13 protein-coding genes and 1 riboswitch are annotated in these 16,772 nt (G+C 43.6%); of the genes, 11 read left to right on the top strand and 2 right to left on the bottom strand.

What is annotated here, in order from left to right; translation table 11 throughout:
- Positions 1-29: 29 nt before the first annotated feature.
- From G601_RS0118400 to G601_RS0118350, 11 genes are all read left to right on the top strand, one after another.
- Positions 30-1,652 carry a lysozyme inhibitor LprI family protein gene (locus G601_RS0118400; protein ID WP_196808923.1) on the top strand — a complete coding sequence of 541 codons (1,623 nt, stop codon included), beginning with the start codon at positions 30-32 and terminating at the stop codon, positions 1,650-1,652.
- Between the two features lie 97 nt (positions 1,653-1,749).
- Positions 1,750-1,854, top strand: a riboswitch (TPP riboswitch).
- A gap of 166 nt (positions 1,855-2,020) precedes the next feature.
- On the top strand, positions 2,021-2,566 hold the full coding sequence (thiW, locus tag G601_RS0118395) for an energy coupling factor transporter S component ThiW (RefSeq protein WP_026493190.1): 546 nt from the start codon (positions 2,021-2,023) through the stop codon (positions 2,564-2,566).
- Positions 2,567-3,340, top strand: a complete 774-nt coding sequence (gene thiM / locus G601_RS24085; protein ID WP_051206031.1) for a hydroxyethylthiazole kinase — start codon at positions 2,567-2,569, stop codon at positions 3,338-3,340. It begins immediately after the preceding gene.
- Complete coding sequence (gene thiD, locus G601_RS27020) at positions 3,322-4,833, top strand: bifunctional hydroxymethylpyrimidine kinase/phosphomethylpyrimidine kinase (protein ID WP_026666205.1); 1,512 nt, start codon at positions 3,322-3,324, stop codon at positions 4,831-4,833. Before thiM ends, thiD begins: the two co-directional genes overlap by 19 nt.
- Positions 4,834-4,856: 23 nt before the next feature.
- Positions 4,857-6,161: a phosphomethylpyrimidine synthase ThiC gene (gene thiC / locus G601_RS0118380; RefSeq protein ID WP_026666204.1), complete on the top strand. Its 1,305-nt coding sequence runs from the start codon at positions 4,857-4,859 to the stop codon at positions 6,159-6,161.
- A gap of 243 nt (positions 6,162-6,404) precedes the next feature.
- Positions 6,405-7,478, top strand: a complete 1,074-nt coding sequence (locus G601_RS0118375) for a PPC domain-containing protein (RefSeq protein ID WP_026666203.1) — start codon at positions 6,405-6,407, stop codon at positions 7,476-7,478.
- 181 nt (positions 7,479-7,659) lie between these two features.
- Entirely contained in the window at positions 7,660-9,156 is a 1,497-nt protein-coding gene (cysS, locus tag G601_RS0118370) for a cysteine--tRNA ligase (RefSeq protein WP_026666202.1), read from the top strand.
- A 210-nt stretch (positions 9,157-9,366) separates the two neighbouring features.
- On the top strand, positions 9,367-11,085 hold the full coding sequence (locus G601_RS0118365) for an MATE family efflux transporter (protein WP_026666201.1): 1,719 nt from the start codon (positions 9,367-9,369) through the stop codon (positions 11,083-11,085).
- 16 nt (positions 11,086-11,101) lie between these two features.
- On the top strand, positions 11,102-11,740 hold the full coding sequence (locus G601_RS0118360) for a haloacid dehalogenase-like hydrolase (protein ID WP_026666200.1): 639 nt from the start codon (positions 11,102-11,104) through the stop codon (positions 11,738-11,740).
- Positions 11,741-13,333 carry a xylulokinase gene (locus G601_RS0118355; protein WP_026666199.1) on the top strand — a complete coding sequence of 531 codons (1,593 nt, stop codon included), beginning with the start codon at positions 11,741-11,743 and terminating at the stop codon, positions 13,331-13,333.
- Between the two features lie 118 nt (positions 13,334-13,451).
- Complete coding sequence (locus G601_RS0118350; protein ID WP_026666198.1) at positions 13,452-14,507, top strand: hypothetical protein; 1,056 nt, start codon at positions 13,452-13,454, stop codon at positions 14,505-14,507.
- 107 nt (positions 14,508-14,614) lie between these two features.
- On the opposite strand, the gene G601_RS0118345 is transcribed toward G601_RS0118350, so the two are convergent.
- Entirely contained in the window at positions 14,615-15,250 is a 636-nt protein-coding gene (locus G601_RS0118345; RefSeq protein ID WP_026493197.1) for a methionine ABC transporter permease, read from the bottom strand.
- Complete coding sequence (locus G601_RS0118340) at positions 15,250-16,221, bottom strand: methionine ABC transporter ATP-binding protein (RefSeq protein WP_026493198.1); 972 nt, start codon at positions 16,219-16,221, stop codon at positions 15,250-15,252. The genes G601_RS0118345 and G601_RS0118340 overlap by 1 nt, the downstream gene beginning before the upstream one ends.
- Positions 16,222-16,772 lie beyond the last annotated feature (551 nt).

Genomic DNA, 16,772 nt, shown 5'->3' with positions numbered 1-16,772 from the left:
TCCATGCTATGAAATGGAGGATACGGAAGGTGAAAAAAGTTAATGCATTACTAATGAGCCTTGGACTTTGCACTCTCATCGCAGGATGCACTCCTACAGTTCAGAATGGTTCAGAAGATCTTTTTAGCAATCGTAAGGATACATCAGCTGAGGGAGATAACTTCGCTGATAATATAGAGCAGGATACAGCTAACAGCGAAGAGGCAGACTGGGGCGCAGATGCTTCGCAGGATGAATCTACAGGAGAGGCATCTGATGCAGGAAAAGAAGAGGCGCAGTCATCAGAAGCTGCCACAGGAAGCGAAGCCCTTCAGAAGGTTATTGAGGGAGAGGGCAAGATCAGCTTTAGCTACTATAAGGAAAACATCCTTGGTAAGGCCAGGGAAACAAGCTATATTGAGGACTTTTTGACAAATATTCCTGCTGATAAGGAGTTCACATTATCTGAGCTGAGGGATGAGCTTATGGCACTAAATGATGTGGATCCCAGCAGCTTAAATGATGATAACGATGTAAGCCTTATGGAGTATGCATACCTCGACTGCGGCGCTGATGGTGTGCCGGAGCTGTCACTTCAGATAAAGAAGCCCTTTGTGGAAGCAGAGAGCACCGGGAATTTTATATTAAAAGAAATCGATGGCAAGGTTCAGGTAGTATATGTGTTTGCGAGCTGGTCAAGAAGTGATACCAGTATAAACGAGTACGGATTTATCTCCGGAAGCGGCAGCAACAGCGCAGCTAACCATGGCTTTGAGCAAGCATATATTGATGCTGACGGCAAATACAACTACGGATATTACGAGGAACAGGAGCTGTACTTTGACGGCTTTGCTGAATTCAAGGAGCACGATAAGTTCGATACTTCAGGACTTGAGGGAGATATCTGTGTTTATACCTTAAGACTGCAGCAGTATTACGATGATTACAACGGTAACGAGATATACTCCTATGAGGTTGTTGATAGCGAGACCTATCAGACTATAGATGTTCCGAACCTTTACACAGACAGTGAGTACAAAAAGATCATGGACTGCTTCCACGACCTTAAGATAGTACCTCTTGATGAGCTGAAGAAGGCAGAGGAGGAAAAGCTTACCTCCATCGGTGCTACTGATGAAATACGTGCAGGCAAAGCCCTTGAGTATACTGAGATAGATCCTGCCATCTATGGTGGTGATGGTAATTCAGCAGATAGTGCTTCATCAGAGAATAATGATGTTATAGATTATGATACGATCAAAGACGATGGAACAATCCAGAGCGAGCTTGCTATGGTTGAGCAGAGCTATCAGGAATATGTAAACATGGATTGGAGCATCATGACCCAGTCAGAGATGAGCATCACCGCTGAGGAGATATTTAATCTCTGGGATACAGAGCTTAACTCTCTGTGGAGCAGACTCACCAAGACCGTATCTCCCGAGAAGAAGGAAGAGCTTCTTGCAGACCAACGCTCCTGGATAAAGGAGAAGGAAGCAGCAATTAAAAAAGCCGGTGATGCAGCTGATGGTGGCAGCATAAGACCTATGATTGAAAACGAAGTGGCCTATGACTACACAAGACAGCGCGTTTACTATCTCGCAGGTGTTTTGGCCAAGGCGCGTGGTGAAAGCTTCGAGATTCCTGCAATAGTTCAGGAAAGCTTTGACTGACGTTAATTATCTGTTTGGTAAAAATTTTTAAAAGTTGTAAGAAAAGATATTGCGCAAAACTGATAATTGATGTATAAAATGCAAGTAAATTAAATATATCAACAGACGGGAGCTTGTATAACAGGCTGAGAGGAAGGTGCGACCTTCGACCGATAACCTGATTTGGATAATGCCAACGTAGGGATGCCTGAGTTAGATAGTTTATACGAGGATGAATTTCGCGGAAGCAACAAAACAGGTTGCTTCCGCTTTTTGCGTGAAAGGTAGAGCCATGCAGTGCAATTTGTGAAAATGCTTGCATTTTCGAATTTGTGACTACCTTTCACGCAAGAAATTATACGCCCCCGTCTGAGACAGGAGAAAAAAGGATGAAAAAAAGTAACTATCTGCTAAGGCTGGTGACTCTGGCCATGTTCGTGGCTCTGGGCGTTGTGATATCGCCTATACTGCGCGTTGAGGGTATGTGTCCAATGGCACATCTTATCAACATTACCTGTGCGGTCTTCATGGGACCTGCATACGCGCTTCTGTGCGCACTTCTTATAGGAATCATCAGAATGATGATCATGGGGATTCCGCCCCTTGCTCTTACGGGAGCGGTTTTCGGAGCAACTCTTTCAGGAGTTTTCTACAAATTATCCAAAGGAAAAATAATAGCGGCTGTACTTGGCGAGATCATTGGAACAGGACTCATAGGTTCCATAGTGTCCTACCCGGTAATGACATATCTCTGGGGAAAGGAGGGACTGACCTGGTTCTTCTATGTGCCCTCATTCCTCATGGGAACACTTATAGGTGGAAGCATAGCATTTTTGCTTTTATTAAAGCTTCAGGCATCAGGGGCGCTTGTGAAAATACAGTCCAGTTTAAGGGACATTGATTCTTCAAAAACTGACAAGGAGCAGACAGCATAAATGGCAGAGCTGATTCATTGCATTACAAATCCTATATCCATGACCCAGTGCGCAAACACCGTACTGGGCCTTGGGGCAAAGCCCATCATGGCAGAGCATCCGATGGAGGTAAGGGAGATAACTGAGGTGGCAGCAGCACTTCTTATTAACACCGGAAATATCTCTGACAGCAGGATGGAGGCCATGAAAATCTCTTTTGATACAGCACTTGAAAAGGAGATACCCATAGTGGTTGATGCTGTGGGAGTTGCGTGCTCGAAGCTTAGAAGGAAATTCGTATTAGAGCTGATCAGCAAAAAGCAGGGGACCTTCCTTCTCATAAAGGGCAACTACTCAGAGATTAAGGCCTTTGCAGAGGAGACCTACAGAGGGAAGGGCGTCGATGCTGACGATAGCCTGCCTCCCAATGAGATAAGGGATATCTCAAAGGAGCTATCCATCACTTTCAATGCGGTAATTCTTGCAACAGGCGCAAAGGACATAATCGCCGACGGTGAGCAGACATTTTATGTAAGTGATGGCAATCCCATGTTGGGACAGATCACGGGAACGGGCTGCATGCTCGGTGTGGTCTGTGCCACTTTCCTTTCAAGAAAGCCCATGACAGAGTCTGTGATTAAGGCCTGCGGATTCTTTGGAAGAGCAGGAGAGGTGGCCTTTGAGAAGGTGCAGGACAGGGAAGGAAAGGTTGGAGGCGGAAGCTTTCTGATGGAGCTCTTAAATGCAATATATCTCATGGATGACAAGGAGGAAAAGTGGATAGAGAAAAACTGAAGCTATACCTGGTTACAAACAGTGATGGCATGACGGAGGAGGATTTTTTATACAGGATCGAGGAGGCCATAAAGGGAGGCGTCACCATAGTTCAGATCCGTGAAAAGGACAAGAGCACAAGGGAGTACATAGAGCTCGCCGAGAAGGTCCATGAAGTTACAAAGAAGTATGATGTGCCTCTCATCGTGGATGACAGAATCGATGTGGCAATGGCGATAGGCGCTGAGGGCGTACATCTGGGGCAGAGCGATATGCCTGTGAAAATGGCAAGAAAGATGCTTGGAGATGACTTCATAATCGGCGCGACCACCAAGACCGTGGAACAGGCGAAGGAGGCCTACGAGAGCGGAGCGGACTATCTGGGAGTCGGAGCAATATATCCTACCACCACAAAGGTGAAGACAGTGCTGACATCAGTTGACACCTTAAGGGATATATGCGAGGCGGTACCCATTCCAGCCAATGCGATAGGTGGTCTGAACGCAGATAATATACAGATACTCAGCGGAGTACCCATAGCAGGAATATGCGTGGTGTCAGCAATCATGAAGGCTGAGAATACCAGGAAGGCAGCGGAGAAGCTTCGCTGCGCTTTTGCATGTCTGGGGATAGATGCCGGAGCTACACAAAATCCCCCGGAGAGATTTATACAGAAAAAAGAAAGCACATCAAATTGTGCCGTTCAAAAAACGGTTCTTTCGATTGCCGGCAGCGACCCTTCAGGTGGCGCAGGTATTCAGGCTGATATCAAGACCATAGAAGCCAACGGCGCTTATGGCATGAGTGTTATCACGGCTCTTACAGCCCAGAATACCCTGGGCGTAACAGGAATACTTCCTATAGAAGAGGAGTTCATTACTAAGGAGCTGGATGCGGTGTGCTCTGATATCAGGCCCGATGCCGTAAAGATTGGAATGCTCTCTGACACAGGCGCCATGCGGGCTGTGGCAGAGGTGGTAGATAAATACGAGCTTAAAAATGTGGTGCTCGATCCTGTTCTTGGATCCACCTCGGGAACCGATTTTTCAGGAAAAGAGGCTGTGGAATACATGAAGGGTAACCTCTTTTCACGGAGCACTATTATAACGCCGAACATTCCGGAGGCTGAGATTCTAAGCGGTATGACGATTGCATCAAGGGATGACATGATAAAGGCCGCAAGGCTTCTGCATAAGAAATACGGCTGCAGCGTTCTTGTAAAGGGAGGACACTGCACCTTCGATAATGCCGATGCGGCGGCTGACCTTTTGTATTGTAGCGGCGGGGAAATGGATGAAGACTTCCTCTGGCTTGCCGGAGAACGCATAGATAACCCAAATACCCACGGCACGGGATGCACACTTTCAAGCGCAATCGCGGCTAACCTTGCGAAGGGGATGGAGCTTAAGGAAGCGGTTATTGAAGCAAAGACATATATAGGCAAATGCATTGCGGCAGGACTTGACCTTGGTCATGGAAGAGGGCCGCTTTGTCACGTAATAAATCACAAATAATGAAAAAGAAAAGGGGAAATAAAATGAAGAACTACACAACACAGATGGATGCAGCAAGACAGGGAATCATCACTCCCGAGATGGAGAAGGTTGCAAAGGACGAGTACAGAACCCCGGAGGAGATAAGAGCTCTTGTTGCAAAAGGGCAGGTCGCTATCTGTGCCAACAAAAATCATAAATGCCTTGAGCCCAAGGGCGTTGGCTCCATGCTTAAGACCAAGATAAACGTTAACCTTGGCGTATCAAGGGACTGCAAGGATTACAACATAGAGATGGAGAAGGTTATGGCAGCCGTAAACATGGGAGCTGATGCGATCATGGATCTGTCCTCCCACGGAAACACTCAGCCCTTCAGAAAAAAGCTGGTGGAGGAGTGCCCCGTAATGCTTGGAACAGTACCTGTTTATGACAGTGTTATCCACTATCAGAGAGACCTTTCAGAGCTCACTGCCAAGGACTTCATTGATGTTATAAGACTTCACGCAGAGGATGGCGTTGACTTCGTGACACTTCACTGCGGAATCACAAGGAAGACCATCGATCAGATCAAAAAGCACAAGAGAAAGATGAACATCGTATCCCGCGGCGGCTCCCTTGTTTTTGCATGGATGAGCATGACTGGAGAGGAGAATCCTTTCTATGAATACTATGATGAAATATTGGACATCTGCCGTGAATACGACGTGACAATATCTCTTGGTGATGCCTGCAGACCGGGATGTCTTGCGGATGCCAGTGACGTGTGCCAGATAGAGGAGCTTGTAAGACTTGGCGAGCTCACAAAGAGAGCATGGGCAAAGGATGTTCAGGTTATGGTTGAAGGCCCCGGACACATGCCCATGGATCAGATCGAGGCCAACATGAAGATCCAGCAGACCATCTGTATGGGAGCACCTTTTTATGTACTTGGTCCTCTTGTAACAGACATCGCTCCCGGCTATGACCACATCACCTCTGCCATCGGCGGCGCTATCGCAGGAGCAGCAGGAGCAGCTTTCCTGTGCTACGTAACTCCCGCTGAGCACCTTGCTCTTCCTAACGTTGATGATGTTAAGCAGGGAATCATCGCTTCAAGAATTGCAGCCCACGCAGCAGACATAGCCAAGAAGATTCCTCACGCTATGGACATTGACAATGAGATGGCTGACGCACGAAAGGAGTTCGACTGGGAGAAGCAGTGGGAGTGCGCGATCGACCCTGAAACTGCAAAGTCCATTCGCGCTGACAGAGCACCTGAATTTGACGACACCTGTTCAATGTGTGGTAAATTCTGCGCTGTTCGTAGCATGAATAAGGCCCTTGCTGGGGAGCATATTGATATTCTTTAATCGGGGAAATTGTTGAGGCTTTTTCGGGCATATATTATGCTTAGATAAGTTTTGATTAAAGGAGGAATCTATATGCGTGAAAGAAGAAAGTAAAAAAGGTGGAGCGAAAAAAATTTAAGTACAGATACCAGTACAGATGGAAAAAGCTTAAGTAATGTTATAAAATAATTAAGTGGATTTTTTAAGAAATCTGCATGGGGATTTTTCTTGAGGGGAACTATAAGCAAGGAGAATAGGGGAAGTATGAAGAAAGTAACAAAAATAGTTTCACTAATGGCGGCTGTTGTTCTGACGGCCACATCTTTTCACGCATCAGATTATTCTGTTGGAAGTGCCAAGGCCCAGGGAGAGAATTACCTTGATCCGGTTAAGCTTTCATACAATGTAGGTTATCAGACCTTCGATAATTCAAATGGTAGAAACGTTTGGTATGAATTCGATTTACCTCAGGACGGAGATCTTAAGATTACTGTTCTGGGTAATGGCCTGCAGATTGAAAAGCTGTATGGCGGAATTGAAAATGTTAATACATTTACATGGATAAGCGCTTATGAAAATGTATCTGCGAGCAGTCCGTATGTTGCGCATTTCACTGCCTCAGCCGGCAGATATTTCATGTATGTGACAAATGGCAACAGTGATAATTACAAGATCAACCTTGAATTTTCAAGCTATGGTATAAAGGACCAGTTTGCAGATTCTTATGCAAATCCCAAGACCTATGTTCCGGGAACAGCTGTAACAGATGTTGTTTCTTACACAGATACTTATGACTGGTACAAATTTGAGGTTCCTGAGAATGGTAAATACAAGATAAGTTATACGGATCATACCGGTTGCTTTGTATTTGATATTCTTAATGCTGATTTGAAAAATTATTGGAATGACTCATGCGTTAATGAAAATCAGCTCCATACAACCTATCAGTATTTCGCTCAGGGAACATACTACATCAGAATAAAGGGCTGGGCTTTTTCAAAGTATGATTTCAATATTGAACGACAGGGTATCAATCCTACAACTATCAAGAAGATCAAGTCAAAGAAAAAGGGACAGGCAGAAGTTAAGTTCAAGTGTGTGAACAATGTGAACGGCTATCAGCTTCGCTATTCAACCAAGAAGGATTTCACAGGTAAGGTTAAGACTAAGACCATCACCTATTCTTCTTCCAGTCAGCCCAAGAACATGACTGCAACCTTGAAGAAGTTAAAGCGCCACAAGAACTACTACGTTCAGGTAAGAACCTTTGAGAAGAGCAGTTCAGGAAACTACTACTATTCAGACTGGTCCAAGTCAAAGAAAGTAAGAGTTAAGTAATAAAGTAAATAGAATTGGTCTAATAGCCCCGGAGCGTTTAAGAAAATCGCTTCGGGGTTGCTTTTTTACTGTAAAAAGCAGATTTTTTCTGCTATAATTTCATTTGATGTTTTAATGAATAGAGACTATTTGGTACTGTTCCCGGTGCGGAGCGATTATCATGATTCAAGGAGTTCTAAAAATGGCACATAAGTTTAGTTTTTACAACACTCTTTCAAGAACAATTGAAGAGTTTATTCCAAACGAAGAGGGTAAGGTGTCAATGTACACCTGCGGACCTACCGTTTACCACTTCGCACATATAGGTAATATCAGAACATACATCATGCAGGATGCGCTTATCAAGGCGCTTGAATATTGCGGCTATGATGTAAAGCGTGTAATGAACATCACTGATGTCGGCCACCTTTCATCCGATGCTGACACAGGTGAAGATAAGATGCTTGCAGGTGCTAAGCGCGAGCATAAGACAGTTATGGAGATCGCTGATTTCTATACAAAGGCATTTTTCAAGGATTTCGATGCTGTTGGCAATAAGCGTCCCGAGGTTATCGAGCCTGCAACCAACTGCATACCTGAGTTCATTCACATGGTAGAGGTTCTTCTTGAAAAGGGCTATGCATATGTTGCCGGCGGTAACGTGTACTTCGATACCAGTAAGCTCCAGGATTACTATGTATTCTCATCTGCTATTGAAAAGGAGCAGCTTGCAGTAGGTGTTCGTGATGATGTTGAAGAGGACACCGCTAAGAAGAATAAGACAGACTTCGTTCTGTGGTTCACAAAATCAAAGTTTGAGGATCAGGCTCTTAAGTGGGACAGCCCCTGGGGTGTTGGTTATCCCGGATGGCACATTGAGTGCTCATGCATTTCCATGAAACACCTCGGTGAGTACATCGACATTCACTGCGGTGGTGTTGATAACATTTTTCCTCACCACACCAATGAGATTGCACAGTCCGAGAGCTACCTTGGCCACAGATGGTGCAAATACTGGTTCCACTCCAATCACTTAAATGACAGAGCAGGTAAAATGAGTAAGTCCAAGGGAGCAGTTCTCACTGTTTCCGTTCTTCAGGAGAAGGGCTACGATCCGCTTGTTTACAGATTCTTCTGCCTGCAGTCACATTACAGAAAGCCCCTTGAGTTCTCATTTGAGGTGCTTGATAACACAGTGACAGCCTACAACAACCTTGTGAAGAAGGTGGAGGCACTTATCGCTGCTGATGAAAAGATCAAGGCAGCAGCTGATCAGAATAAGGAAAATGCTGCAGCAGTTCTTGAGGTTATCAGAAACAGCCAAGACTCTGACGAGAATGTTAAGAAGGAATTTGAGGACAAGTTTGCAGATGCAATTTCAAATGACCTCAACACCTCAATGGCAGTAACACTTCTGTATGATATTCTCAAGGCAGACACAAATGCAGCTACCAAGCTTGCAGTTGTAGACAGCTTTGATAAGGTTCTTTCACTTGATCTTATCGGACATGCTCTTGCAGATGATTCTGCAGACATCGATCCTGAGCTTGAAGCTTTCATCAAGGATGCGATCGAGAGAAGAGCAGCAGCTAAGAAGGCAAAGGATTTTACTACAGCTGATGCTATTCGCGATGAGCTCCTTGCAAAGGGCGTAGAGATCAAGGATACACGCGAAGGCGTTAAGTGGTCATTAGTATAAAATAAAACAATATAGCCTTTATAAAACCAGGATTAATCAGTATGAATAACTGATTAACCCTGGTTTTTTATGTCATTTATAAGAATCTTTTAAACAATATAAAACTATTATTAAATTGCGGGCATTAACGGCATATTGATTATTAATGGGGTTAAAATATGATTAGGTTTTAATCCTCTGAATTGAAACCATCGTATATGAGGAGAATATATGAAGGGCTTTTGTGAAAAGAAATTTAGTTCAATGCTGATATCCGGTACCTTTACCAAGGCGGTTATGTATTTGATGCTGCTTAGTGACAGTATCATTGCCGGATATTTTATAGGTGAAGCGGGAGTTGCAGGTATCAATGCGATTACACCGGTCACAGCTATTGTCACTTTCTTTGGAGACCTTGTATCGACAGGCGTTGGCATAGCTTTCACACGTGAAATCGGTGCGATGAGAAAACGCCGGGCCGATGAGATTTATGGACAGGGTCTGATCATCAGCATAGGCATAGGACTTTTTTCTGCTGCTTTGATTTTTATTTTTCAAAATGCTTACTTTGGCATTAGCGGCGTCACAGGAGATATTCTTGAAAAGGCACTTCAGTATTATCGTTTTATTCCAATCAACGCATTCCTGACTATCGTTATCTTCTATCTGGAGCAGATGGTCTATAGCGATGGTGATGAACTTTGCAACAATATCTGCTATGGTTTCCAGATTGGCGGAAATGTTATCTGTTCTATCATCCTGGCCAGGTTTATGGGAATGACCGGTATAATCCTGGGATCAATAATCGGAAACAGCCTTGGTATCCTTACATGTCTGTGGCACTACTTCCGAAAAGAAAATACTCTGCACTTTGTATGGCATCTGTCATTTAAGGACTTCATTATGACCTCGCGCTTTAGCATCGTTGATTCTTCTGTATATATCTGCTGGGGACTTATGGACTATGTGATGATAGGCTTCGTTTCAGGCCGCTATGGTGAATCGGGCCTTATCACTCTTGCTGTGGTTGTCAGCCTGATCGAGTTCGGCGTCGTGATGGATGGCGTGGGTATGGCTATGCAGCCTCTGCTTGGCACATATTTTGGAGAAAAGAATCATCAGCTCATAAGAAGAGTCATGAAATCCGGAATTAAGGCGGCTATTGTGGAAGGACTGGTTGCAACGATTCTTATCTGGATCTTCGCAAAGCAGTTTTGCGCTCTGTTTGGAATTCACGGCGGAGATGCGCTTGCCCCGTCGATAACAGCTCTTAGAATTGTATCGCTAGGATTTGTGTTCTGTAGTTTGGTGTCGCTTACGACTTCCTATTACATGCTGATTGACAGGATTGGTATGGCAACCTGCTTTGCATGTCTTCAGAACGGTCTTCTTTATATCCTGCTTCCCATACTGGGATCATTCATTATGGGCTTCAATGGTATGTGGGCCGGTTTTGTGGTAGCCCCGATATTAGCTCTGTCTACAGCTATGATCTTTGTATACCTGAAATTCGGAAAAGATAATTTCCCTTTCATTTTGAAGCATATGGAATCTGAAATAATAGTGATAGACGATACTATTATGAATGAAACTGTATCTTCACTTTCGGAAAATGTCGGCAACAGTCTGCTGACGCATGAATATCCTAAGGAAGTGGCAAATCGTGCAGCTCTTTTTATTGAGGAGATTGCGCTGACGATCAAAGAAAGGAATAAGCAGGTAAAGAAACCTATACTTGTTGAAATATCTCTTCTCTTTGAAAAGGGCTCCGTCCTCATTATAGAACGAGATTCAGGAGAACTGTTTGATTTGACGGATCCTGATCTTCAGATCAAGGGACTTAGTGGCTTTATACTCAGTGGGCTGATGGAAGCACATAAGGAAAAGGCTTACCTTATGACCACCGGCTACAATAGAAACATGATCCGCTTTGAGCAAGGCGCACAGTGAGCCAGGAGGATAGAAGATGAACGTATATGACTTTGACGGCACCATTTTTTATTCGGACTGTTCGATAGGCTTTGCATTCTGGTGCATGAATCGTCACCCGAAGCTGTGGTTTACATGGTTTCCGGGCATGATTCATTGCCTGATACAACATAAAAGAGGAAAGGTTCAAAATTATGAGCTACAGCGTAAGATGTTCAGTTTTCTTACTATGATAGATGATTTTGATGAACAGATAGAACGCTATTGGGACAAATATGAGAGCAGGATTTCCGAATGGTATCTGGCGCAGAAAAAACCTGATGACCTTATTATCAGTGCATCTCCTGACTGTATTATAGGACCAATCGCTAAAAGGCTTGGAGTAAATTATATGGCAACGGAATATGATCGTGAGTATGGGATTTTCCTGAACAACCTTATGTATGCAAAGGAAAAGGCGAAGTACATGATTGATCATGGATTTCCTGTAATTGATAATTTTTATTCTGATTCTCTTGCGGATACGCCTCTTGCTCTATGCGCAGAAAAGGCCCATTTAGTAAAGGATCATGCGACTACAGTGGTGGATTGGCCGGAGCTTGATGATGAGACCATGAATAAGGTTAAAAATAAAATAGATACTGGTTGGAATATACACCTGAAAGAAGATGAGTAAATGTATATCATAATTTATGATTTTGGTACCAGTACTGTAAAAACCTGTCTTTTTGAGATCGATTCCGAGATACGGATTGTGGCTGGTTCATCTGACTCCTATGGTCTGTACTTCTCCGAAAATGGAGGCGCAGATCAGGATACGGAAGAATGGTGGGCAGCGATTTGCAAGACAACAAAGGAGTTATTTGAAAAAACAGATGTCAGGCCTGAAGAAATTAGTGGGCTTGCATTTTGCGCGCAGATGCAGGGGACTGTACTGGTGGATGAAAATGCGAATGCAGTCAGACCACCGATGAACTATCTGGACTATAGGGGAACCAAAGAGTATAAGGATTGCATGGGAAGTGGAATCATAAAAGTATCCGGATGCAGCCTGTATAAGCTTGCAAGGAATCTGATTGTCAATTATGCAGGTTCAGTAAGCGTCAAAGACCCCGTTTGGAAATATAAGTGGGTAGAAAACAATGAGCCGGATAATTTTAAAAGGATTTATAAATGGCTTGATATTCCGGACTATCTTGTTGCAAGATGCACGGGAAGGATTGTGAGAACTGCTGATTCCGCATTTGCTACATTTTTATATGATACACGAAAGGGAAAGGAAGGATGGAATAGCGGACTCCTTAAAATGTATAAGGTAAATCCAGATCATATGCCGGAAATCATTGATTGTACAGATAAGGCTGGTGGACTGACTGAAAAAGCAGCAAAGGATCTTGGACTTGTACCCAGAACTCCTGTCTTTGGCGGCGGTGGTGACACGACATTTGTCAATATCGGCGCTGGATGCACGAGACCCGGAGATACCCATATATACGTTGGAACATCAGGATGGGTATCAACGTATCTCGCTCATCAGACCGTGGACATAGACGCTATGATAACAGGAGTTCTTTCGGCAAAGAAAGGATATTTTAATTATTACGCAGAGCTTGAAACAGCAGGGAAGTGCTTTGAGTGGGTAATGAATCATCTTGCGCTTGATGAGGTCGGTGTGTATCTGGATCAGGCCAAAATCACGGATGATGTGGAGAGTAAGTATATAAGTCTTTATGATTATCTTTCAGAGGTTGTAAGTCAGGTGCCTCCCGGAGCAAACGGGGTGATCTTTACTCCGTGGCTTCATGGAAACAGATGCCCCTTCGAGGATTCTAATGCTGCCGGAATGTTCTTTAACATCAAAGTTGATACGAAAAAAAGAGATATGCTCCGTGCTGTCCTTGAGGGAATATGTTATCACCTTTGCTGGCTCCTTGAATGTGAGGCCAAAAAGGTGAAAACCTCCGATCCCGTAAGATTTGTTGGCGGCGGTGCCCTGTCACCTGTTACCAGTCAGATGCTCGCTGACATTACAGGCAGGACGATAGAGACAGTCGGTCATTCTCAGCAGGTTGGAGCTGTAGGCACTGCGCTTGTTGTTGCAGCAGGCATTAAGGGAGTGGATGTTCTGGAGCTTTCAAAAGAGCTTGTAAAGGTCGAACATGTTTATAAGCCAAATCCTGTGAATAAAGGGGTATATGAGAAAAATTATAAGGTATTCAAGAGGCTTTACAATTCTAATAAAAAGAACTTTAAGATGCTGAACACATAAATGAACCTAGGGGACGGGGTTAGAGGTTCATTTACTTGTTTTTGTCGCTTTATTATCGTAAAATAGTATAGTATTTTCTAAGAGGGGAACTACAAAATAATAAGGAGATTGGGAAAGTATGAAGAAAGTTACAAGGTTTTTATCACTCATGTTGGCTGCCATTCTGACAGTTACCGCTTTTCATGGGACAGATGCATCAGTTGGAAGCGTTAAGGCGCAGGGAGAGAGCGAGCTTAGCCCGATAATGCTTTCATACAACAAGGGCCTGCAGACATTTAATATTAATAAAAGGCAGGAATATTGGTATGCTTTTGACATACCGCAGGATGGTGACCTGAAGGTTACGATTGTTGCTGACGATTTGACAGTAATACATTTTAACGCAGGGGAGACAAATCTGAATTATTGTGACAGTGTTCGCACAAACTATCCGTTTATCAAACATTTCACAGCAACACCCGGCAGGTATTATTTACATGTACATAGTAATTATTCCAACAGTTTTAAGTTAAACATAGAATTTACAGGCTATGGTACTAAAGATCCTTTTAAGGATTCTTTCGATAATCCGATAAACTATACACCTGGATCTGAGGTTGTTGGTGCTGTATCCTATACGGATAATACTGACTGGTATAAATTACAGGTTCCTGAAAATGGTAAATACAAGATCACCTATCGTGCTGAAGCAGGAGCTTATGGTCTGTATATTTATGATAACGATATGAAAGAGTACTGGTCGCTCTTAGCATCTATCACCAAAAATGAACCTCAGTCAACCACCAAAAATTTCAAGGCAGGTACATACTATATAAAGGCAAGCACCAGTTCCTGGGGTAAGTACAGATTCAGCATCAGCAGAGACGGTATCACTCCTACCAAGATCAAGAAGGCAAAATCCTACAAAAAGGGCCAGATAGAGGTCAAGGTCAAGGGCGTTAACAACGTGGATGGTTATGAGGTTCGTGTTTGCACAAATAAAAACTTCACAGGAAAAGTAAAGACAAAATCAATTAACACCGGCTCATATAACAAAGGCAATACACTTAAACTTACTTTGAAAAAGTTAAAGCGCCACAAGAACTACTATGTTCAGGTAAGAACCTTTGAGAAAGGCTCAGAAGATTATTATTACTCAGATTGGTCTAAGGCAAAGAAGGTTAGAGTAAAGTAAATAATGTAAAATAATACAGGCACCGTGATTTTACATCACGATGCCTGATTTTTATTGCTGTGCAATATCGTTCGCACGCCAGGATTTCTCAAGCGAAATCCTTTTTATTATGACATCTTCTTGTACATGAAGTTACCGAGCATCTGGATCGCCTGAACGAAAGCGATAAGAATTATTGAGCACACGATCAGGTAATCGGTCTTGTATTGCTGATAACCATAGCGGATTGCGATATCACCGATACCACCGCCGCCGACGGTACCTGCCATTGCGGAATATCCTATGAGTGAGATAACAAGAAGGATGATTCCGTTAAGCATTCTCGGGATGGATTCCTTTACATAAACTCTCATGAGAATCTGGAAGTTGGATGCTCCAAAGGATCTTGCTGCTTCAATGACTCCGGGATTGGTCTCACGAAGACTTGTTTCAAACACTCTTGCAATATAAGGAATTGCTGAGATTGTAAGAGGTACGATTGAAGCTGTTGTTCCGATGGATTTACCAACAACCATTCTTGTGAAAGGAATGAGGATTACCAGCAAAATAATGAAGGGGAAGCTTCTGAATACATTTACGATGAAGCTCAGTACTTCATATACGATTTTGTTGGGCTTTAATCCGTCAGGAGCTGTAAGTGTAAGGATTATCGCAGGGATGAATCCTAAAATCACTGAAAAAAGTGTGGACCAGAAAACCATATAAAGGGTCTGGTTAAAAGCTTTTAATATAATATCTGTCATTACTTAATAACCTCCCATGTAACATCATGTCTGTCGAGGAATGCGCAAACGTTGTCGAGATCATCCTCGTGTATGTTGAGTACAAGACTTCCGTAAACATCCTCGCGGAAATCCTCAAGCTTCGCCCAGCAGATATTGAAATCTCTGTGAAGCTCCTGAGACATCATAGTAACGATGGGACGCTGATTGCCCTCGCCGTAGAAGAAAAGCTTGATATTAAGGCCTGTTGTAGGAAGCTTATCACTTTCCTCTCTAAGGAAGTCTCTGATTTCTCTTTCCTTAGGCCATACAAACAGCTTCTCAGGCTGACCAACGGAGAGCACCTGTCCGTTACTTAAGAATGCAACCTTTTTACAGATCTGCTTAACTACTTCCATCTGGTGAGTAACGATGATGATGGTGATTCCCATCTCCTTGTTGATCTTCTGAAGGAGTGCCAGGATTCCCTTTGTAATTTCAGGATCCAGTGCACTTGTCGCCTCGTCGCAGAGCAGGAATTCAGGATCAAGCACAAGAGCTCTTGCTATAGCTACACGCTGCTTCTGACCACCGGAGAGTTCTCTCGGCTTTGCGTGAACCTTCTCCTCCAAACCTACGAGCTTTATGAGCTTTAATATCTTTTCCTTCGCCTCAGGTGTGTTGGTAGGCATTCCCCAGAACTTCATGGGAAGCGCAACATTCTGATACACATCAAGTCTCTCCAGAAGGTTGAAGCTCTGGAATATCATTCCCATGCGCTTCTGAAGCAGGCGCAGAGCCTTCTTATCTCTGATATTAACTTCCTGTCCATCCACTGTGATGAGACCTGAGTCGTATGATTCAAGACCGTTGATGCAACGGAGAAGAGTGGACTTACCGGCACCACTCTGACCAATGATACCGAAGATCTCATGATCCTCGATCTCCATGGATATTCCCTTGAGGACATCTGTGTCCTTGAAGGATTTCTTTACACTTTCGATTTTTATCATTAAAAAATCCCCAAAACTTTCTTATATTAATATTACTAGTATAATTACTAGAGTATTTTACACTAATTTATACTATATGAATAGGTTTTGTTTGGGGATGTGTTGGTTTTACGCTCCTCTGCGGGAGGCACGTGGTGGTTGGTGGTGTGTCAATTCGCGAACAAGTTATTATTCTGGATGAACGGTGGCTGTTTTGTTTGGGGATGTGTTGGTTTTACGCTCCTCTGCGGGAGGCATGTGGTGGTTTGTGGTACGTCAATCCGCGAACAAATTATTATCCTGGATGAATGAGTGTTGTTGTGCTTTTTTGGGCGTTCGCCCGGTAGGATGAATTTCTTGCTTACAGGCGTAACAGAGCGTGCAGGTTATTAGTTGCCTTTACGCCTGTGATCTAATTTGTTCGCGGGTAGACGTAACTCCCACCTGAATAGCATCCCCACGAGGTGACATGAACAACTAAATGGTACATATTTGTAGAGATAGTTGTCTGGAGAAATTGTCAGAACAACTATATAGTGGATATATGCAGAAATAGTTGTCCGGAAATAAAA

The organism is Butyrivibrio sp. FC2001, assembly GCF_000424125.1.
In the GTDB taxonomy this organism is placed as follows: Bacteria; Bacillota; Clostridia; order Lachnospirales; family Lachnospiraceae; genus Butyrivibrio.
This window is presented reverse-complemented; position numbering and strand designations above follow the sequence as displayed.

Coding starts and splice junctions, on each gene's coding strand:
- thiC (WP_026666204.1), top strand. CDS start 4,857: ATGAAGAACTACACAACACAGATGGATGCAGCAAGACAGGGAATCATC.
- cysS (WP_026666202.1), top strand. CDS start 7,660: ATGGCACATAAGTTTAGTTTTTACAACACTCTTTCAAGAACAATTGAA.
- G601_RS0118360 (WP_026666200.1), top strand. CDS start 11,102: ATGAACGTATATGACTTTGACGGCACCATTTTTTATTCGGACTGTTCG.
- G601_RS0118350 (WP_026666198.1), top strand. CDS start 13,452: ATGAAGAAAGTTACAAGGTTTTTATCACTCATGTTGGCTGCCATTCTG.
- thiW (WP_026493190.1), top strand. CDS start 2,021: ATGAAAAAAAGTAACTATCTGCTAAGGCTGGTGACTCTGGCCATGTTC.
- G601_RS0118355 (WP_026666199.1), top strand. CDS start 11,741: ATGTATATCATAATTTATGATTTTGGTACCAGTACTGTAAAAACCTGT.
- G601_RS0118365 (WP_026666201.1), top strand. CDS start 9,367: ATGAAGGGCTTTTGTGAAAAGAAATTTAGTTCAATGCTGATATCCGGT.
- G601_RS0118340 (WP_026493198.1), bottom strand. CDS start 16,221: ATGATAAAAATCGAAAGTGTAAAGAAATCCTTCAAGGACACAGATGTC.
- G601_RS0118345 (WP_026493197.1), bottom strand. CDS start 15,250: ATGACAGATATTATATTAAAAGCTTTTAACCAGACCCTTTATATGGTT.
- G601_RS0118375 (WP_026666203.1), top strand. CDS start 6,405: ATGAAGAAAGTAACAAAAATAGTTTCACTAATGGCGGCTGTTGTTCTG.
- thiM (WP_051206031.1), top strand. CDS start 2,567: ATGGCAGAGCTGATTCATTGCATTACAAATCCTATATCCATGACCCAG.